Source organism: Pseudomonas sp. GM49, assembly GCF_000282355.1.
Taxonomy (GTDB): Bacteria; Pseudomonadota; Gammaproteobacteria; order Pseudomonadales; family Pseudomonadaceae; genus Aquipseudomonas.
On the sequence record NZ_AKJL01000225.1, the window covers coordinates 48899 to 68539 of the forward strand.

Sequence of the window (19641 nt, forward strand, 5' to 3'; positions counted from 1 at the left end):
GACGGCAATCTCGGGATCGCCATGACTTCGATGCCGGGTTATCGACTTGTTTGCAGCAGGCTTTAACTATAGCGGCGAACAGTAAGACGCCATCGCGAGCAAGCTCGCTCCCACAGGGATTGTCGCTGCCTTTGTGGGAGCGAGCTTGCTCCGGGCGGCGTTCCGACGAAGGGGCCATCACTTCATGCCGAGCCTTTTGGCCATCCGCCCCAGGTTCGCCCGATCCAGGCCTAGCTCACGCGCCGCGCTGGCCCAGTTGTTGTTATGCCGCTCCAGGCAGGCACCGATCAATTGACGCTGATAGCGCTCGGTGGCCTCGCGCAAATCGCCCGTCACCAATTCTGTCGCGACGACTGCGGGTTGCTCCACGACGGATTCAGCGCTGGCGTTGGGCAGGTCCAGATCAGCCGCGCTCAAGCTGAGTATCTTTGGCCGTTCCTTGCAATTGCCCAGCGCTTTCAAGGCGCTGCGGCCGATCAAATGCTCAAGTTCGCGCACATTGCCGGGCCAGTCGTAGGCCAATAGCGCGGCCTGGGCGTCGCTGTTCAGGCGCAGGCTGTTGAGGCCCATGCGCGAGCGGTTCTGCTCCAGGAAGTAACCGCTGAGCAGCAGCACGTCGCGCCCGCGATCGCGCAGGGCCGGCACCAGCAGCGGATAAACGCTGAGGCGATGGTAGAAGTCGGCACGGTAACGACCGCTGCGCACTTCTTCGGCGAGGTCGCGGTTCGTCGCCGCGATCAGGCGCACGTCGACCTGATGCTCCTGGTCCGACCCCAGTCGCTGCAATTGACCGCTCTGCAACACCCGCAGCAACTTGGCCTGCACCGTCAACGACAGCTCACCGACCTCATCGAGAAACAGCGTGCCGCCATTGGCCAGCTCGAACTTGCCACGGCGGTCGTTCATCGCCCCGGTGAAGGCGCCGCGGACATGGCCGAACAACTCGCTTTCCACCAAGGTATCGGGCAACGCGGCGCAGTTGAGGCTGATGATCGGTTTGTCGGCGCGGGGCGAGGCGGCATGGATGGCCTGGGCCACCAACTCCTTGCCGACCCCGGTTTCGCCGGTGATCAACACGGTCAGGTCGCTGCCGCCCACCAGACTGATTTCTTCGACCAGACGCTTGTGGGCCTTGCTCTGGCCAATCATCTCGCGATTCTGCTGGCCGCTGGCCTGGCGGTAGACTTCGGCGCGTTGATGTTCATCTTCGACCCGGTTGTTCAACCGCTCGATGCGTTCGGCGGCGTTGACCGTGGCGGCGGCGAGGCTGGCGAAGGCTTGCAGGGCATCCAGTTCGATCGGTTCGAAGCGCTCCGGATCGAGGGCGTCGAGGGTCAGCAGACCCCATGGACGCTCGTCGATGAACAACGGGCAACCCATGCAGTCGTGGACTTCCAGATGATCATCCAGGCCATCGACCAGACCGTCATAGGGATCAGGCAAGTCGCAGTCGACAGCGAAACGGGTCGGACCGGGGCTGCTGAGCAGCGCTTCGAAACGCGGGTGCTCACTGACCTTGAAGCGCCGACCGAGGGTGTCGGTACTCAAGCCGTCGACGGCCAGCGGCACCAGCCATTCGCCATCGAGGCGTAGCAGGGCGGCGGCATCGCACGGGAGCAGGGCGCGCATGGCTTCCAGCAGGCGGCGATATCGCTCGCCCTCGGGCAGTTCGCGGGACAGATCGGCGACCAGGGGCAGCAGGGCGGTGAGCAGGGGTTTTGCAGTCATAGTGACTCCGTGTAGTCGATATGACTATAAATCAGGTAGTGTCTAAATGACTATCTTGTTATTAACATATTGATTTATAACGATTAATTAGTTGGCATGGAAGCTGATAAGCATAGGGTAGTCCGTTAGCAACTCAAGAAGACCAGGAGTTACCTTATGCTGAGCGCTCAAGACCGTGCCATCGTCAAATCCACCGTACCGCTGCTCGAAAGCGGTGGTGAAGCGCTGATCACGCACTTCTACCGCATGATGCTCTCGGAATACCCGCAAGTTCGCCCGTTGTTCAACCAGGCCCACCAGGCCAGCGGTGACCAGCCGCGTGCCTTGGCCAACGGCGTTTTGATGTATGCGCGCCATATCGACCAACTCGACCAGTTGGGCGACCTGGTGGCCAAGATCATCAACAAGCACGTGGCCCTGCAGATTCTGCCGGAACACTATCCGATTGTCGGTACCTGCCTGCTGCGGGCCATCGCCGAAGTTCTGGGCGAGGAGATCGCCACTCCTGAAGTGATCGCGGCCTGGGGCGCGGCTTACGGGCAACTGGCGGACATCCTGATCGGTGCCGAAGCCAGCGTCTACGACCAAAAAGAACAGGCCCACGGCGGCTGGCGCGGGGCGCGGGAGTTCATCGTGGTGGACAAGGTCGAGGAGAGCGCCGAGATCACGTCGTTCTACTTCGAACCCGCCGACAAAGGCCCGATCCTGGCGGCAGAACCCGGCCAGTACATCGGCATGAAACTGATCCTCGACGGTGAAGAGATCCGTCGCAACTACTCGCTGTCGGCGCTGGCGAACAAAGGCCGGTACCGCATCAGCGTCAAGCGTGAAGCCGGTGGTCGCGCGTCCAACTACCTGCATGACCAGATGCATGTCGGCGCCAGCATCCAGTTGTTCCCGCCATCGGGCGAGTTCACCCTGACCGCCAGCGACAAACCGCTGGTGCTGATCAGTGGCGGCGTCGGTATTACCCCGACCCTGGCGATGCTCGAAGCGGCACTGGAAACCCGGCGGCCGGTGCATTTCATCCACTGCGCGCGCAACGGCAGCGTTCACGCCTTCCGCGACTGGATCGACGGCCTGGCCGAGCGTCACCCGCAACTCAAGCGCTTTTACTGCTATTCCGAGGACGACGGCGTGAGCCCGGCGGCACACAAGATCGGCTTGTTGAGCCAACAGCAGTTGCATGCATGGCTGCCGGAGCAGCGTGACCTGGATGTTTATTTCCTGGGGCCGAAAGGTTTCATGGCATCCATCAAGCGTCACCTCAAGGCACTGGGCGTGCCGGAGAAGCAAAGCCGCTATGAGTTCTTCGGGCCGGCAGCGGCGCTGGAATAAACAGTACTGGAGACCGAGTCGCCTTCATCGCGAGCAAGCTCGCTCCCACATTTGATCTGTGAACGACACGGGCCAATGTGGGAGCGAGCTTGCTCGCGATGGGCGCACCCCGGTTTCAATTCTTGAAAAAGACTGGAAAGTTAATCCCTTCTTAACCGCCCTGTCGTCTATTCCCCCCGAATCCCCCTGACATGCTCCAGACTCTCAAAGGTTCGGGTCAGCGTGTAGACTGGCGGGCAATCGATATTTTGAAGGGAAACGCGATGAGCGAGGAAACCATGCGGTTGGGGCGTGAGCGGCGCTATCTGGTGTTGCTGGGCATCATTTGCCTGGCGCTGATCGGCGGTGCGCTGTACATGCAAATTGTCCTGGGTGAGGCGCCTTGCCCGCTGTGCATCCTGCAACGATATGCGTTGCTGCTGATCGCGATCTTCGCCTTCATCGGCGCGGCCATGCGCAACCGTCGCAGCATCACAGTGTTCGAAACCCTGGTGGTGATCTGCGCACTGGCCGGCGTCGGCGTTGCCGGGCATCACGTCTATACGCAGTTCTACCCGGCGGTCAGCTGCGGCATCGATGTGCTGCAACCGATTGTCGATGGTCTGCCGCTGGCGAAGATCTTCCCGCTGGGCTTCCAGGTCGATGGTTTCTGCTCCACGCCGTATCCGCCGATCCTCGGCCTGTCGCTGGCGCAGTGGGCGCTGGTCGCCTTCGTGCTGATCGTGGTGCTGGTGCCTTTGCTGACGTCGCGTAACCGCAAAGCGCTGCGCTGAGGTCATCTGCCGCCACGCATTGTCGGACAAAAAAGCCCCGGTCCTCGCAGAGAGGACCGGGGCTTTTTTTGTCTTGCGGAGCGCATTTCAGGGGCCAGGTAAAATGACCGTGATGTGCGACAGCCAAGGGTGCGACACATGTGCGACATGTTGTCACAGAGTCGGTGTCGCAGGGCGTTCGAGGAGGCCGGATTGGTGCATGGAAACGTAACGAAATTGGGCTGTTTTGCAGGCTTCCGGTTTTTTCCGTTCCGAGCACAAGCAGGCAGTTTTAACACGGTCTGGCGAATAGCCAGAGCCCCCGTCATATCGGGCCTCGGGCACGCTCAAGGGCGGTGAAGAGGGACCCGATACTGTCTGAACTGTGGGTGGAAGACCTACTTATTTTGGTGTTTTTGTTGAGAATGAATTTCGATAAGATGCGCCACTTTTGCGAAAACGGTTAATGATTGTTGCCGGTACGGATAAAAATTATTTCGGGATGAGACATGGTTTATAAAACGTTACATATCTACAATCGCCCGCACTGAATTCCCGGCACTGCTCAAATCTTAACCAGGCGTGAGCAGAAACAGGGTGTCGAGAGGTCTGGTGGCTTCATGCGATGCCCAGGTGTCGGAGCCTCCAACTACCCGCACCAAATGGAATTGGTCTGTAACAAGGCCTTTGACCACGAATTCGAATAAGAACTCACCGCAGGCCCGGGATTTGTCGTAAAGCGTCTGACGCACGACGGGCATGCCCTTATTCAATCCAAGAAAAATGCCAACCCTTGGCAGGGTGAAGTGTTGGCGATCAAAACCCAACTGCATTGCGCAAGCTGCTTTAGAGGTCGTGAGATGAGTAAAAACAGGTACCCCAGACTACTAGGCTTATTGCCGCTGATCGGCACGTTGTTGCTGTCAGGCTGCAACATGACCTTGCTCAATCCCAAGGGCCAGGTTGGTCTGGACGAGCGAAACCTGATCATCACCGCAACGCTGCTGATGCTGTTGGTCGTGGTTCCGGTCATCGTCATGACCTTCCTGTTCGCCTGGAAATACCGCGCGTCCAACACCAACGCCACCTACACCCCGAAATGGAACCACTCCACCAAGATCGAGATCGCGGTGTGGGCCGTTCCAGTGCTGATCATCATTGCCCTGGGTTACGTCACCTACAAGTCGACCCACGCCCTTGACCCGTACAAGCCGCTGGAATCCGACGTGAAGCCGGTGACCATCGAAGTGGTCGCGCTGGACTGGAAGTGGCTGTTCATCTACCCGGAACAAGGCATCGCCACGGTCAACAAGATCGTGTTCCCGGCACACACCCCGGTCAACTTCAAGATCACTTCCGACGCCGTGATGAACTCGTTCTTCATCCCTGCTCTGGGCGGCCAGATCTACGCGATGGCGGGCATGCAGACCAAGCTGCACCTGATCGCCAACGAGAACGCTGAAATGGACGGTATCTCCGCCAACTACAGCGGCGCTGGTTTCACCGGCATGAAATTCAAAGCGATCGCAACGACTCAGGAAGAATTCGACGCCTGGGTAAGCGAAGTCAAAAAGGCACCTAAACAGCTTGAACAAGCTGAATACGCAGCCCTTTCCAAGCCAAGCCAGAACAACCCAGTCGAGCTCTACTCCTCGGTGACGCCGAACCTGTTCCAGACCATCGTTGACAAGTACGAAGGCATGAAACCGGGTCCTAAGGTGCACCACGAGAAGAAAGAGAAAGAAGTGGCCGCTACGGACATGAACTCGCATTCAGCTGCCGGGGCAGAGGAGTAAACGATGTTTGGTAAATTAAGTTGGGAAGCGATCCCGTTCCACGAGCCGATTGTCATGGTGACCATCTCCATGATCGCGCTCGGTGGTCTGGCGTTGTTCGCTGCAATCACCTACTTCAAGAAGTGGACCTACCTGTGGACCGAGTGGCTGACGTCGGTCGACCACAAGAAAATCGGCGTGATGTACATCATCGTCGCCATGGTCATGCTGCTGCGCGGCTTTGCCGACGCCATCATGATGCGTACCCAGTTGGCCATGGCCACCGAGGGTTCGCCTGGCTACCTGCCACCTGAACACTATGACCAGATCTTCACCGCTCACGGTGTGATCATGATCATCTTCATGGCGATGCCATTCTTCACCGGCCTGATGAACCTTGCAGTGCCGCTGCAGATCGGCGCGCGTGACGTTGCCTTCCCGTTCCTGAACTCCCTGAGCTTCTGGCTGCTGGTTTCCGGTGTGGTACTGATCAACCTGTCCCTGGGCGTCGGCGAATTCGCCAAGACCGGCTGGGTTGCTTACCCACCACTGTCGGGCCTGCAATACAGCCCTGGCGTGGGGATGGACTACTACATCTGGGCGCTACAGCTATCGGGTCTGGGTACGACGCTGACGGGGGTCAACTTCCTGGCCACCGTGCTGAAAATGCGTACCCCTGGCATGAAGCTGATGGACATGCCGATCTTCACCTGGACCTGCACCTGGGCCAACGTCCTGATCGTGGCTTCGTTCCCGATCCTGACCGCTACCCTGGCGCTGCTGACGCTTGACCGTTACATGGATTTCCACATTTTCACCAATGAACTTGGTGGCAATCCGATGATGTACGTCAACCTGTTCTGGGCGTGGGGTCACCCTGAGGTGTACATCCTGATCCTGCCAGCGTTCGGTATCTTCTCCGAAGTCATCTCGACCTTCACCGGCAAGAAACTGTTCGGCCACCACTCGATGATCTACGCATCGGGCGCAATCTCGATCCTGGGCTTCATGGTTTGGCTGCACCACTTCTTCACCATGGGTTCGGGTGCCAGCGTCAACGCCTTCTTCGGTCTGGCGACGATGCTGATTTCCATCCCGACGGGTGTGAAGCTGTTCAACTGGCTGTTCACCATCTACCAGGGCCGTCTGCGCTTCACCAGTCAGGTGCTGTGGACTCTGGGCTTCATGGTGACCTTCGCCATCGGCGGCATGACCGGCGTACTGCTGGCCATCCCGGGTGCCGACTTCGTTCTGCACAACAGCCTGTTCGTGATCGCGCACTTCCACAACGTGATCATCGGCGGTGCGGTATTCGGTTACATCGCCGGCTTCGGCTTCTACTTCCCTAAAGCGTTCGGCTTCAAGCTGCACGAAGGCTGGGGCAAGGCTGCATTCTGGTTCTGGATCTCGGGCTTCTTCGTCGCGTTCATGCCGCTCTATGCACTGGGCTTCATGGGCATGACCCGTCGTCTGAATGCCACCACCAACCCTGAGTGGGTGCCGTACCTGTACGTCGCCATGTTCGGTGCGGTGATGATCGCCGTGGGTATCGCTTGCCAGCTGATCCAGCTGTACGTCAGCGTGCGTGACCGCAACAAGCCGGAAAACATGTGCGAACACGGCGACCCGTGGAATGCACACACCCTGGAATGGTCGACCTCGTCGCCACCTCCGTTCTACAACTTCGCCGTGCTGCCAAAAGCCGACGTTGTCGACCCGTTCACCGAAGCCAAGGAAAACGGCACCGCGTACAAGGTTCCGGCCAAGTACGAGCCGATCCACATGCCAAACAACACCGCTACCGGTGTGGTGATGGGCGCGCTGCTGACCGTGTTCGGTTTCGCGATGATCTGGCACATCTGGTGGCTGGCGATCGCGAGCCTGGCTGGCACCGTGATCTACTTCGCGATCCACGCGGCCCGTGATGATCAAGGCTATATGGTGCCGGTCGACGTGATCGAGCGCATCGAAGCCGAGCAGCACAAGCGTCTGGTCGCGGCAGGGAAAATCCCGGCCACCGCCACCCGTGTTGAAACCTCGTTGGAACAGGCTTAAACCATGTCGAACTTAGTGACCAATGCTGGACACACCCATGTCGATGGACATGGGCATGATGACCATCACCACGACTCGGGCGAGATGACCGTATACGGTTTCTGGCTCTACCTGATGACCGACTGCATTCTGTTTGCATCGATCTTCGCGGCGTACGCGGTACTGGTTAACAACGTAGCGGGTGGCCCGTCGGGCCACGACATCTTCGAACTGCCATACGTACTGGGCGAAACCGCTCTGCTGCTGTTCAGTTCGATCACCTACGGCTTCGCCATGCTGGCGTTCTTCCGTGGCAACAAGAAGCAGGTCCTGGGCTGGCTGGCCATGACCTTCCTGTTCGGTGCCGGCTTCATCGGCATGGAGATCAACGAGTTCCACATGCTGATCTCCGAGGGCTACGGCCCTAACCGTTCCGGCTTCCTGTCCGGGTTCTTCACCCTGGTCGGCACCCACGGTCTGCACGTGACCAGCGGTCTGATCTGGATGGCGATCATGATGTACCAGGTGCAGAAAAAAGGCCTGACGGCGACCAACAAGACCCGTCTGAGCTGCCTGAGCCTGTTCTGGCACTTCCTGGACGTAGTGTGGATCTGCGTATTCACCGTTGTTTATCTGATGGGGACTATGTAAATGGCTAACGCAGCTCATTCCCACAATGGCCATGACAGCCACGACGCCGGACACGGCAGCGTCAAGTCCTACGCCATCGGCTTCATCCTGTCGGTGATCCTGACCCTGATCCCGTTCGGTCTGGTGATGTACCCGACGCTGCCGAAGTCGATCACCCTGATGATCGTCGTCGCGTTCGCAGTCATCCAGGTGCTGGTGCACCTGGTGTACTTCCTCCACCTGGACCGTTCGGCCGCGCAGCGTAACAACGTGATTGCGTTTGTCTTTGCCGCGATCGTGATTGTCCTGCTGGTTGGCTTGTCGCTGTGGATCATGTTCAGCATCCACACGTTCATGATGGCGAAGTGAGGTAAATCCGCATGTCCCTCAAGCACTTTATCCAAATCACCAAACCGGGGATCATTTTCGGTAACGTGCTTTCTGTGGCAGGCGGATTTTTCCTGGCCTCCAAAGGGCATGTCGATCTGGCCATCTTCCTGGCCGCCATGATCGGCACGTCCCTGGTGGTTGCCTCCGGTTGCGTGTTCAACAACTGCATCGACCGCGACATCGACCTGAAGATGGAACGCACCAAGAACCGGGTGCTGGTCCAGGGCTTGATCTCCCTGAAACTGGCCCTGATCTATGCGACCGTCCTGGGTGTCGCCGGCGTTGCCCTGTTGTACAAGGTGGCCAACCCGTTGGCCGCGCTGTTCGCGGTGATCGGCTTCGTCATCTACGTCGGCTTCTACAGCCTGTACCTCAAGCGCAAGTCGGTTCACGGCACGCTGGTGGGCAGTCTGTCGGGCGCCATGCCGCCGGTGATTGGCTATGTCGCAGTAAGCAACACCTTCGACATGGCCGCGCTGACCCTGCTGGTGATGTTCAGCCTGTGGCAGATGCCGCATTCCTATGCCATCGCGATCTTCCGCTTCAACGATTACCTGGCCGCATCGATTCCGGTGCTGCCAGTGAAGCGCGGCATCCAGGTGGCCAAGAAGCACATCCTGATCTACATCCTGGCCTTCCTCGTGGCGACCTTGATGCTGACCTTCAGCGGCTACGCCGGCATGAGCTACCTCGCCGTCGCCGCGGCCATGGGCATGTACTGGCTGTACATGGCCTGGACCGGCTACAAGGCAGTGGATGACACGGTCTGGGCACGCAAGCTGTTCGTGTTCTCGATCTTCACCATTACCGCGTTGAGCGTGATGATGTCCCTGGACTTCAAAGTGCCGACGGAGTTGCTGCTGACGTACGCGCCGTAAGCGTCGGATGCTGAATTGAAAAGCCCCGCCTTCGAGAGAAGAGCGGGGCTTTTTGTTGGGTACTTTCTTGTGGACCGAGTTGCTGCCATCGCGAGCAGGCTCGCTCCCACATTGGACTAGCGTTATCGCTGGTATCGAGCGCGACGCTGAGACCTGTGGGAGCGAGCTTGCTCGCGATGGCGGCGCCGCGGAATACCTGGCTCATCGAAATTACAGCCCATCTCAAAGAGCACTCTTGGTTTGCTTAGCTATAAGCAAGTTGCCTATAGTTACAAGTCGATACCACGAGGTACCCCATGAAAAAACGCGACCTGTTTGCAGAGTTGATGCAGGGCGTTGATGAGATGGTGGCTCAACGCGAAGGCAAGATTACATTGCGCAATACGGTTGTGGAGGACATCCCTGCACCAGAGGTGGGGGCGCAAGAGATCGTTGCGCTACGGGAAAAGCTGCACATGTCGCAGGCTTTTTTTGCCAAGCGAATTCGAACCAGTCCCAGCACCCTGAGAAACTGGGAGCAGGAAAAGTCGAAGCCCAATGCTCAGGCCGCCTTGCTGATCAGGTTGGTGGAGAAATTCCCGGATATGGTTGATCGACTGGCAGTCGTTTGATCACATCGTCGAATATCTGAAAAGCCCCGCATTCAAAAAAATCGCGGGGCTTTTTCATTCACGCGCGGTTGTTACACGGCGCATCGAGCGCCTTCACCACATCATCGATAATTGCCTTGCTCATATCCTGCAAAAAGTGCGAGGCCCAGGCGTGCCGGTCGGAGTCGCGAACCATGGCGGCGTCTGAGGCGAGCAGTTTAGCGACGTGGAGCAGGTCGGAGGCGTGGTAGAGGGCTTCGATCACCGGGACGCCGGCGTTGATGCGGAACAGCGGTTCGTTGGCGTGGTAGGAGAAGGGGGTGAGGCCGATGGTTTTGAGGTCCTGGGGATTGGTCATTGGGCTTCACCTCTTGTTGGTTGGGAGGTGGAGGGGCATGACTGGTGTAGCAGACGGATCAATAACGTTCATTTGTAACTCCTGCATAAGTGAAGCTGTCCCGTTCGTTCTCAGGCGAATGGGTGGCAGCTGTGCGCAGGCTGAGAAACCGGAGATGCAGGACCCGGCAGACCCTAAGGTCTCCCACACACAGCCGCCATAACACGAAATTTCAGGCGTAAAAAAACGCCAATAATCGTGGGGCGCAGCTGCGGGGCATCTTACCCGGGTTCTCAGGCCCGGTCGCTGAATTGGCAGCGACGGGGGGCGAAGTTAGCCGGCAAGGATGAGGTCGGCAATCGTAGCGATCTGCTGGCCGGGGATGGCCGGGACACCGCAATCCCTGTGGGAGCGGGCTTGCCCGCGAAGGCGGTGTGTCAGGCAACATTGATGCTGGATGTGACGGCCTCTTCGCGGGCAAGCCCGCTCCCACAGGATTGAGAGCAGTCAGTTACTTAAGTGGTTTATCGAGCAACCGGAAAAACCGCTCGCGCACCTGCAAGCTGTCACTGTGCGCCACGTTGAAGCGCAGGAACTGACTGGCATTCGGCCCTTTGCTCAACAAGGTGCCCGGCGCCAATACCATGTTGTTCTCCAGCCCCTGGCGAGCCAGGTTCTCGGCATGCAATCCATCCGGCAACCGGGCCCAGATAAACACGCCTTCGCCGGGTAGCGACGATAGCGAACACCCGGCCTCCGCCAGCCAAGTGGCCACTCGGCTGTTGGACTCATACAACCGATCCACCGTGCGCCGCGCATGCTTGGCATAGCTGCCGTCGCTGAGCATGGTGCAGGTGATCTGCTCCGCCAGTTCCGACGTCACCCCGCCGCAGGCCATTTTCAGGGCGACCATGCGTGCCGCCAGTTGCGGTGACAGTACGGTGTAGCTGACGCGGCTGTTGGCGGTCAGGGTCTTGGAGAAACCGGAGACATAACTCACGTTGTCCAGCCCGCTGGCGGCCAGGCGCGGGGTGCGGCGTTGCTGGATGTCGCAATACAGATCGTCTTCGACGATGTGGAAACCATGGCGGTGGCTCAGCTCCAGCAAGCGGTAGACCTGGGCCGGGGTGAACGAGTGGCCGGTGGGGTTATGCAGTGTGCTGTTGGTCATGTACAGCACGGGTTTGTGGGCGATCAGCAGTTGCTCGAAAGCGTCGAGGTCCATGCCGTCGCAATCCCGGGCGATGGTGATGACTTTGGCCCCGTGCAGCGCCAGGTTGGCGTGCATGTTGAAGTAGCAGGGGTCGTCGAGCAGCACGGTGTCGCCGGGTTTGACCAGCAGGCGCATCAGCAGGTCGATGGCCTGCATGGTGTTGGCGGTGGTGATGATCTGGTCCACCGGCGCTTCGATGCCGAAAGTCGCCAGTTTGACCCGCAAAGCCTGGCGTAGCGGCAGATAACCACCGGCCACGCCGTACTCGCCCATGCGCAAGGACGTCGCTCGCAGGGTACTGCGCACGGCTTTCTGCAATTCTTCGGCGGGCAGCCAGGAGGTCGGCAGAAAACCGCAGCCGGGGCGCAGCGCGCCGTTGTCCAGCAGCAGTGCGCGGCGCACCACGCTGAGGGTGTCCTGGGGTTGCAGGTCCGGGCCGGTGCCGCTTTGCAGCGCGGCGCTGGAGCGATGCACGTAATGCCCGGAGCCTTGGCGCGACACCACCAGACCCTTGGCACGCAAGCGGTCCAGGGCATCGACCACGGTGGATTTACCCACGTTCATCAAGTCGGAGAGTTCACGAATCGGCGGCAGTTTGGCGCCGTGGGGCAGGCCACCCGTGCTGATGGCCTGGGTCAGCTGATCGACGATCTGCTGCACCAGCGGCACGCCGGGCTGGAATTCAATGGCGGCTATGACTGCACGTTGAACCTGCATTTTACTGGTCTCTCCGGCAGTAAAGTTCGTTGGATTCTATACGAACTTGCTCTGATCAGGACAAGCCTCTCTCTCTACCATGCCCTTACAGACTTTTCTGATGGTCGACCTTTGCCGGGCGGCAATCGCGTGGTTCATGAGGTGTTGCATGGGTGTCGAAACAACGGTCGCGGTCGCCAAACCGGTCATCAACCTGCGTTTGTTCACGATCCGGATCATCACCGCTGTCTCGCTGTTCGCGGTGCTGGGCAAGGCCAACGTCTGGCTCGACACTGCCACCAACAGCATTCTGGCCCTCGGATATCGCGCCTTGTTGCTGCTGTTGCCCCTGACTTTACTGGTGCTTGGCCGTCGCTCCCTGAGCGTCACGCTGCTGTGTGCCGGGCTCGGCCTGGTATTGCTGGCACTGACCAGCAATCAAGGCATGGTGATGTTTGCTGCCGCACTGTTTGCCTACGGCATTGCCATTGCCGGTTATCTGATCAAGAGCGAAGCGGCGCAGACCAAAGAGGGCGCGGCCTATAACCGCGTCGCGATGAACATGGGCAGTTTGGTGGCCGGTTTGATCCTGCTGTCGCCACTGCTCACCCCGACCATGTTTTTCCTCGGTGCGGCAGCCTTCGTGTTGTTGTGCCTGCCGATCGCCCTCGGTGCGACCTTCACCAGCGAACCGGTGGTAGCCCGCCCGGCCAGTCAGGCCGGCAGCAACTGGGGCAACAAACTGCCCTGGGTAATTGCCGGGATCATCATGGGCATCAAGCTGTTCGGGGTGTTCTCGATCCTGCCGCAAGCGATCCTGCTCAAGACCGGCGAGTTGCCGGCCTGGTACGGCTTGATGCTGATCCTCAACAGCGCCGTGGTGGTGTTTGCCCAGGTGCCGGTGATGAAGCTGATCGAGCGCACCGGGCGCTTCAAGGTCGTGGCGGTGATAGGGATCATCGTCGGCGGCTTTGCCGTGCTGTCTTCGCCCGCCGCGTTCCATGTCGAAACCCTCGCCGGGGCGCTGATCTGGGTGGCGCTGCTGTCCATCGCCGAATGCGCCTTCAGCTACCTCGATTACTTCTCGGTCAAGCAGAACAACATGTTCGTCAAGGAAGTGTCCCTGGGTGTCGGGGCCGGGTTGACGGTGTTGATCATGCGGGTGGTGCCTGCGCCCTACAACGCGCTGGTGCTGGCCGTTATCGGTACCGGAGGGATCCTGGCCTGGTACTGGCTCAACCGTAAATCCAATGCGTCGTTGCATGACTGAGTCATCGCCGTTGCGGTTTTCACTTTGCAGGTCGGGGGCATTAATGAATACGACTTCATGCGTGGTAGTGGTCGGGTACAACGGCAATCGGGTTCACGACATCCAGAAACTGCGCGAGCTGTGCAAGTCGCTCTACAACGCCAGGCTCATCCTGCTGGTCGAGAAAATTCAGCCCCATGACGACCAGGTGGCCGATCACGTCTGCAGCACTTCGCTGGCCGAAAAAGATGTGGCGGCGTCCCTTGAACTGGTGGTGGGGTGTCTGAATGCCGACAACTGGAAACTGATCGGCGTACTGCCGTTCTCCGATCGCGGCGTGCTGCTTGGTGCCGCGCTGGCCAGCCACTTCGGCCTGCCGGGCATTACCCCGGACGAAGCGCGGGCGGGGCTGGACAAGCAGATTTTTCGCCGGCTCGAAGCGGCGGCCGGCACCTCCCCTGAAGAATACCGGCCAGTGTTTTCCGCACGAGTCGAAAGCCTGCCGGAACTGCGCCAGCGCGTCGTCGAACTGGGCGGCAAGGCCTTCATCAAACCGGCCTGCGAAGGCGCCAGCCGGGGCTGTCGCGTCATCCATCACCCTTCGGAATGCGATGACGCCTGGCTCGCCCTGAAGCCTTATCGCGAAGGCGGCATCGTCCTTGAAGAGCTGGTGCAGAACGCCCGCGAATACAGCTGGGACTACGTGGCCGGCAGCACCTGGGTGACTGAAAAAACCACCACCGAAGGCGCCTACCGCGCGGAGATCCAGCAAGTCGTACCGGCACCGCTTCCGGCACAGGTACAGGCGCGTTTGATGGCAGCCGGTCGGCATATGTCGGGTTTGGTATCCCAGGACAATGGGGCCTGGCACAACGAGGTGTTCCTGCGCAGCGACAACCTGACCTCCGCTGTGGAAACCAACATGCGTCCTGGCGGCATGCACATCTGGGACCTGGCCAAACGAGCCTTCGTCAATTTCGATCCGTGGGAACGCTGGGTGCGCTGGGCGGTGGAAGGCCGGACCGAACAGCATGAGCCAGTGGCTCGCGGCTACTGCGGCATTCGCCTGCTCAGGGCACCGACCGGCGGGATCCTGCGTGCCACGCCTGACATCGGGGTCCTGGCCCGCGCACTGCGTATCGACCTGGTGGAAGGGCAGTACGCCAAACGTATCGGCGACTCGGTCAGCGCACTGGTCAAAGACAATTTCTCATTCATCGGCCACATCGTGTTGTTCAACGAGCACTACGGACAACTGAGCAACGACCTGTTGCGTCTGGCCGAGTCGATTGAGTCACGCATCGAGGTGACTTGCCTGGCACCGGCCACCCGCGCCGTGTGCTGAGCCCGCAAGCACCAGGTTTTTGCATTACTGATTAAGAGGGTTCGATCAATGATCCAGCACATGACCTGCGATGAACGCTTCATCGCCCTGGCCAAAGAGTTTGGTTATGACATCTACGGCGAAAACACCGCCGGCGGGCATTACGCACCGCTGATCCGTCATCACGATGAGCTGTACATCAGCGGCCTGGTGCCGCGCATGAACGGCAAGATCCACTACCCCGGCCGGGTCGGGCTGGACCTCAACATGGCCGATGCGCAAGCGGCGGCCAGCATCAGCGCGATGCGTGGCCTGGCGCTGATCGTCGATGCCATTGGTTCGCTGGACAAGATCAAGTCATTGATCCGGGTAACGGTCTATGTGAAGTCCACGGCGGACTTTGTCGATTTGAGCGAAGTGGCCAACGGCGCCTCGGATGTGTTCAGCCATGTGCTGGGCGATGCCGGTAAACATACACGCACCACGATAGGTGTGTATCAGTTACCCAAGAATGCCGCGATTGAAGTGGACATGATCGCCGCCTTGCGCCCATCGGTTTTATAAATTATTCCCCCGGCTTTACAGCGCTGAACCGTTAACTTAAGGTTCAGCGCTAAAGTATGGGGAATAAAAAGAAAGGACGTGCAAATGGATAACTTTCAAGGTGCGTTTTTTTCATATAAGGATTTTCGCCAGAGTCTGCATCATCGACCGCCAGGCCCCAAGGTGTGGAAAGGCACCGAACTGGCGGGTTTGCGTCAAACCCTTGAAGCCAGTGACGTTGATATTGTCGCGTTGGCTCACGACAAGAGCATTGAGGGCTGTGAAGTGACACCGGGGATGGCGATCGCCATGCAATGGCTGAATCCAGGTGTGACGCTCAACGGCCATGCCCATTCCTGGTGGCATCTGTTCGTCATCCAGTGCGGCAGCGGCGTGCTGACCCTCGGCGATGCCGATGAGGTCAACGTCAGCAGCGGCGACGTGCTGCTGGTGCCGGCCTGGACCCGGCATGGCTTCGTCAACACCAGCAAACACGAGCCTCTGGCAATGCTGAACATGAGCAACATGCCGCAAATGGCACTGCTCTCGAACTTTGCCGACAGCCATGGCCTGATCACCACCCAGCCGTAATTTCCCACCGTATCTGCCCAGGGAGCCAACCTTCGTTGGCTCCCTTTTTTGTTTTACAGGCCTGCCCCCGTATCCCCTTTTGCAGCGGTTTTGGCTGCGTGTCTGCCGGTAAATAACAACTTTCTGTATCGATTGAAACGAACAAATTCTGTATCTATTCAGACTTCATTCAACTAACTACGATCACTTCAAATGCACGTTAATCCCTGCAGTTGGTGAATGGAGTGTTCTATGGAAAACAGGAAGCTAAAACTGTACATCGGCGCTGATTATGTCAGCGCTTTTGCAATGTCGGCTTTTGTGGCGCTCAAGGAAAAGCAACTTTCATTTGAACTGGTTACGGTTGATCTGAAAGCTCGCGACAACTATCTGGCGAGTTATCGTGATCTTTCGCTGACATGCAAAGTTCCAACGTTGGTTCACGAAGGTTTTGCCTTGTCGGAATCGTCGGCGATTGCCGAATACCTTGATGAACTCTCCCCGGGGCATAAAAAACTTTATCCGCAGGACTTCCAGCAGCGCGCCCGTGCCCGTCAATTGCAGGCCTGGTTGCGCAGTGACTTGCTGGTGGTGCGCAAGGAGCGCCCGTTTGACCTGGTGTACTTCGGTAAAAAAGATGCGCCCCTGAGCGCCGATGCCCAAGCCGCCGTCGAGCGCTTGTTCTTCGTCGCCGACCATTTGCTGGAAGAGGGCGCCGAGCATCTGTTCGGTGACTGGAGCATTGCCGACACCGACCTGGCAATCATGCTCAACCGACTGGTTGCCAACGGCGATCCGGTGCCTGCCCGGCTCGCAGCGTATGTGCGTCGCCAGTGGGACCGCGACAGCGTCCGGGCGTGGATGGACATAGAGCGCAAAGCGCCGGCCATCGCGTAACAACTCTCAGGGCAATCACCAGGAGCGCGGTCATGCAAGGACTGTCGGAGCACGAACGCTACAAACCCTATAACTCACGCACCATCCGCGACACACCTTACTGGCACAAGCTGACGCCGGCGTTGCAGGAGGCCATGACCGTCGTGGCCCGGGTCATGCCATTTCGTACCAATGAATACGTGCTGGGCACGCTGATCGACTGGAACAACATTCCGGACGATCCGGTTTTCCGCATGACCTTTCCCCACAAGGACATGTTGCTGGCGGAGGAATATGCCTCGCTCAAACACTTGATCGAGCAGGATGACAGCGCGGCGATCAAGCGCCGGATCGAGGCGATCTGGCTGCGCATGAATCCTCATCCGGCCGGGCAATTGACCCACAACGTTGCCATCCTCAACGGAAAAGTCCTGTCGGGCATCCAGCACAAGTACCGCGAAACCGTGCTGTTTTTCCCCGGCGCGGGTCAGACCTGTCACGCGTACTGCACCTTCTGTTTCCGCTGGGCGCAGTTCATCGGCGAAGAAGAGCTCAAGTTCAACGCCCGTGAATCCCGGGAGCTGGTGAGTTACCTGAGGGTGCACAGCGAAGTGACCGACGTGCTGATTACCGGCGGCGACCCGATGATCATGAATACCCGCTCGCTGGCCGGTTACATCGAGCCGCTGCTGGATTTGCCACACCTGAAGAGCATCCGCATCGGCACCAAATCCGTGGCGTACTGGCCGCAGCGTTTTGTCAGCGACAAGGATGCGCCTGAGTTGCTGGAGCTGTTCCGGCGCATCGTCGCGGCGGGAAAAAACCTGTCGATCATGGGCCACTACAACCACCCGGTGGAGATCCGCCAGGCCATCGCCCGCCACGCCATCGAGCGCATTCGCTCGACGGGCGCGACGGTGCGCATGCAGGCGCCGGTGATCCGCCACATCAACGAAAACCCCGCCGATTGGGCCGAGCTGTGGACCGAAGGTGTGCGGCTCGGGGCCGTGCCTTATTACATGTTCGTCGAGCGTGACACCGGCCCCAGTCACTACTTCGCGATGCCGCTGGTCCGGGCCTACGAGATCTTCCAGGCGGCGTACCGCACGGTATCCGGGCTGGCGCGCACAGTGCGCGGGCCGTCCATGAGCACCTTCTACGGCAAAGTGTTGATCAACGGTATCGAGACCGTCGCCGGGGAAAAGGTCTTCGTCCTGCAGTTCCTCCAGGCGCGCAATCCGTTATGGGTGTTGCGCACGTTCTATGCGCGCTTTGATCCGCAGGTGACCTGGTTCGACGACTTGCAGCCGGCATTCGGCGAGCGTGCGTTTTTCTTTCAGAGCGAGCCCGCAGCGGTGCCCGAATTGATACCCGTGTTGCTGGAAACGGCGTAGGAAAAATCATGAGCAATGGGGAGATATGGACATGAGCAGTATCCCGTTTGATCAACGCCAGGGCGTTATCTGGCTCGACGGCGAGTTCGTCGAGTGGTCCCGGGCGCAGTTGCATGTGTTGACCCATGGCCTGCATTACGCGAGCACCGTGTATGAAGGCGAACGGGTCTACAACGGCAGGATTTTCAAGCTGCGCGAGCACAGTGAGCGGTTGTACCGCTCGGCGCAAATGATGGACTTTGCCATCCCCTATGAGCTGGCTGAACTGGAAGCGGCGAGCCATGAACTGCTGCAACGCAACCAGGTCGTCGACGGTTATCTGCGCCCGGTGGCCTGGCGCGGCAGTGACATGATTTCCACCTCGGCGCGTTTCAATCGTGTGCATGTGGCCATCGCTTGCTGGCAGTGGCCGAGCTATTTCGACCCGGCGGCGCGGATGGCCGGCATCCGCTTGAAAACCGCGAGCTGGCGCCGCCCGCCGCCGAGCAGCAGCCCATTCGAAGCCAAGGCATCCGGGCATTACCAGATCGCCACGCTGAGCAAGCACGACGCCGAGAACAGCGGTTATCACGATGCCTTGATGCTCGACTGGCGCGGCCATGTCGCCGAAGCCACCAGCGCCAATGTGTTCTTCGTCAAAGGCCGGACCCTGCATACCCCGATACCGGATTGCTTCCTCAACGGCATCACGCGGCAGACCGTGATCGAGTTGGCCAAAGCGCTGGACTACCAGGTCGTCGAACGCGCGATTTTGCCTACGGAGCTTGGCGACTTCGACGAGTGTTTTCTCACCGGCACCGCCGCCGAAATCACCCCGGTGCAGAGCATCGATGAGCAGCGCTATCGGCCGGGCGACGCCTGCCGCGACTTCATTGCCGCTTACACCTCAACCGTAAACGCCTGATCACCTGCCAGGAATCTCACCATGTCAGATCAAGGGATTGTTGCGTCTCAACCTTACATTTCGCTCGGCCATCGTCATGAAGAACTGTCGACGTTGGGCTGGACGGTGCTGACCCCCGACGAATTTACCGATGATGTCGTAGGCACCTTGCAAGAGTTCGGTCCGATCATTCCGCAGTTCAACGGCCAGATGGCTTTTCCCATTACCCGCAAACCGGGTTACGAAGACTTGCCGTACTCCCAGAGCATGAACGGCATCGGCCCGCACACCGAGGCGCCGGTATACGGGCCGCCGCCGCGCTACCTTGCGTTGCATTGCCATAAACAGGCGACCTGTGGCGGCGGGCACACCGGCCTGGTGGACGGTTATGAGTTTCTCCGCGTCCTCGAACGCAGCGAGCCGCAGCTGCGCGAATGGCTC

Annotated in this window: 20 protein-coding genes; 16 read left to right on the forward strand and 4 right to left on the reverse strand. The window is 59.3% G+C overall.

Annotation, left to right across the window (positions count from 1 at the left end; genetic code table 11):
* Positions 1–177 precede the first annotated feature (177 nt).
* Complete coding sequence (gene norR / locus PMI29_RS09395) at positions 178–1728, reverse strand: nitric oxide reductase transcriptional regulator NorR (RefSeq protein ID WP_008000692.1); 1551 nt, start codon at positions 1726–1728, stop codon at positions 178–180.
* A gap of 156 nt (positions 1729–1884) precedes the next feature.
* Between norR and hmpA the strand changes: the two genes are divergently transcribed.
* The gene (hmpA, locus tag PMI29_RS09390) at positions 1885–3066 is read left to right on the forward strand and encodes an NO-inducible flavohemoprotein (RefSeq protein ID WP_008000694.1); all 1182 of its coding nucleotides are present in this window, start codon (positions 1885–1887) and stop codon (positions 3064–3066) included.
* A 263-nt stretch (positions 3067–3329) separates the two neighbouring features.
* On the forward strand, positions 3330–3839 hold the full coding sequence (locus PMI29_RS09385) for a disulfide bond formation protein B (RefSeq protein ID WP_033052550.1): 510 nt from the start codon (positions 3330–3332) through the stop codon (positions 3837–3839).
* Between the two features lie 551 nt (positions 3840–4390).
* Here the strand turns inward: PMI29_RS09385 and PMI29_RS09380 are convergent.
* Positions 4391–4651, reverse strand: coding sequence for a hypothetical protein (locus PMI29_RS09380; protein WP_007970369.1), 261 nt, complete (start codon positions 4649–4651; stop codon positions 4391–4393).
* A gap of 27 nt (positions 4652–4678) precedes the next feature.
* Here PMI29_RS09380 and cyoA point away from each other — a divergent pair, with 27 nt between their 5' ends.
* The 6 genes from cyoA (at position 4679) to PMI29_RS09350 (ending at position 10136) form a co-directional block, all read left to right on the forward strand.
* The gene (cyoA, locus tag PMI29_RS09375; protein WP_008000697.1) at positions 4679–5614 is read left to right on the forward strand and encodes a ubiquinol oxidase subunit II; all 936 of its coding nucleotides are present in this window, start codon (positions 4679–4681) and stop codon (positions 5612–5614) included.
* 3 nt (positions 5615–5617) lie between these two features.
* Positions 5618–7648, forward strand: a complete 2031-nt coding sequence (cyoB, locus tag PMI29_RS09370) for a cytochrome o ubiquinol oxidase subunit I (protein ID WP_008000699.1) — start codon at positions 5618–5620, stop codon at positions 7646–7648.
* Between the two features lie 3 nt (positions 7649–7651).
* Positions 7652–8278, forward strand: a complete 627-nt coding sequence (locus tag PMI29_RS09365; protein WP_008000700.1) for a cytochrome o ubiquinol oxidase subunit III — start codon at positions 7652–7654, stop codon at positions 8276–8278.
* The gene (cyoD, locus tag PMI29_RS09360; RefSeq protein WP_007970373.1) at positions 8279–8626 is read left to right on the forward strand and encodes a cytochrome o ubiquinol oxidase subunit IV; all 348 of its coding nucleotides are present in this window, start codon (positions 8279–8281) and stop codon (positions 8624–8626) included. It abuts the gene before it with no gap.
* Between the two features lie 11 nt (positions 8627–8637).
* Positions 8638–9525, forward strand: coding sequence for a heme o synthase (cyoE, locus tag PMI29_RS09355; protein ID WP_007986830.1), 888 nt, complete (start codon positions 8638–8640; stop codon positions 9523–9525).
* Between the two features lie 296 nt (positions 9526–9821).
* Positions 9822–10136, forward strand: coding sequence for a helix-turn-helix domain-containing protein (locus PMI29_RS09350; protein WP_008000701.1), 315 nt, complete (start codon positions 9822–9824; stop codon positions 10134–10136).
* Positions 10137–10194: 58 nt separating this feature from the next.
* Here PMI29_RS09350 and PMI29_RS09345 read toward each other — a convergent pair whose 3' ends face one another.
* Both PMI29_RS09345 and PMI29_RS09340 read right to left on the reverse strand, forming a co-directional pair.
* Positions 10195–10473 carry a DUF3077 domain-containing protein gene (locus PMI29_RS09345; RefSeq protein ID WP_008000702.1) on the reverse strand — a complete coding sequence of 93 codons (279 nt, stop codon included), beginning with the start codon at positions 10471–10473 and terminating at the stop codon, positions 10195–10197.
* 490 nt (positions 10474–10963) lie between these two features.
* A complete protein-coding gene (locus PMI29_RS09340) occupies positions 10964–12382 on the reverse strand; it encodes an aminotransferase-like domain-containing protein (RefSeq protein ID WP_008000703.1) in 1419 nt (472 codons plus the stop codon).
* Positions 12383–12530: 148 nt separating this feature from the next.
* On the opposite strand from PMI29_RS09340, the gene PMI29_RS09335 reads away from it, so the two are divergent.
* The 8 genes from PMI29_RS09335 to PMI29_RS09300 all read left to right on the forward strand — a co-directional run.
* On the forward strand, positions 12531–13631 hold the full coding sequence (locus PMI29_RS09335; RefSeq protein ID WP_008000705.1) for a hypothetical protein: 1101 nt from the start codon (positions 12531–12533) through the stop codon (positions 13629–13631).
* A 43-nt stretch (positions 13632–13674) separates the two neighbouring features.
* Positions 13675–14955: an ATP-grasp domain-containing protein gene (locus PMI29_RS09330; protein WP_008000707.1), complete on the forward strand. Its 1281-nt coding sequence runs from the start codon at positions 13675–13677 to the stop codon at positions 14953–14955.
* A gap of 48 nt (positions 14956–15003) precedes the next feature.
* Positions 15004–15498: a RidA family protein gene (locus PMI29_RS09325; RefSeq protein ID WP_007986839.1), complete on the forward strand. Its 495-nt coding sequence runs from the start codon at positions 15004–15006 to the stop codon at positions 15496–15498.
* Positions 15499–15582: 84 nt separating this feature from the next.
* A complete protein-coding gene (locus PMI29_RS09320) occupies positions 15583–16068 on the forward strand; it encodes a cupin domain-containing protein (RefSeq protein ID WP_008000709.1) in 486 nt (161 codons plus the stop codon).
* A gap of 231 nt (positions 16069–16299) precedes the next feature.
* Positions 16300–16944 (forward strand): glutathione transferase, encoded by a 645-nt coding sequence (yfcF, locus tag PMI29_RS09315; protein WP_008000714.1) that lies wholly within the window; start codon positions 16300–16302, stop codon positions 16942–16944.
* A 32-nt stretch (positions 16945–16976) separates the two neighbouring features.
* Positions 16977–18317, forward strand: coding sequence for a KamA family radical SAM protein (locus tag PMI29_RS09310; protein ID WP_008000721.1), 1341 nt, complete (start codon positions 16977–16979; stop codon positions 18315–18317).
* 31 nt (positions 18318–18348) lie between these two features.
* Positions 18349–19221, forward strand: coding sequence for a branched-chain amino acid aminotransferase (locus PMI29_RS09305; protein WP_008000723.1), 873 nt, complete (start codon positions 18349–18351; stop codon positions 19219–19221).
* A gap of 21 nt (positions 19222–19242) precedes the next feature.
* The coding region (locus tag PMI29_RS09300) for a TauD/TfdA family dioxygenase (RefSeq protein ID WP_008000725.1) at positions 19243–19641 on the forward strand (399 nt) is incomplete at its 3' end.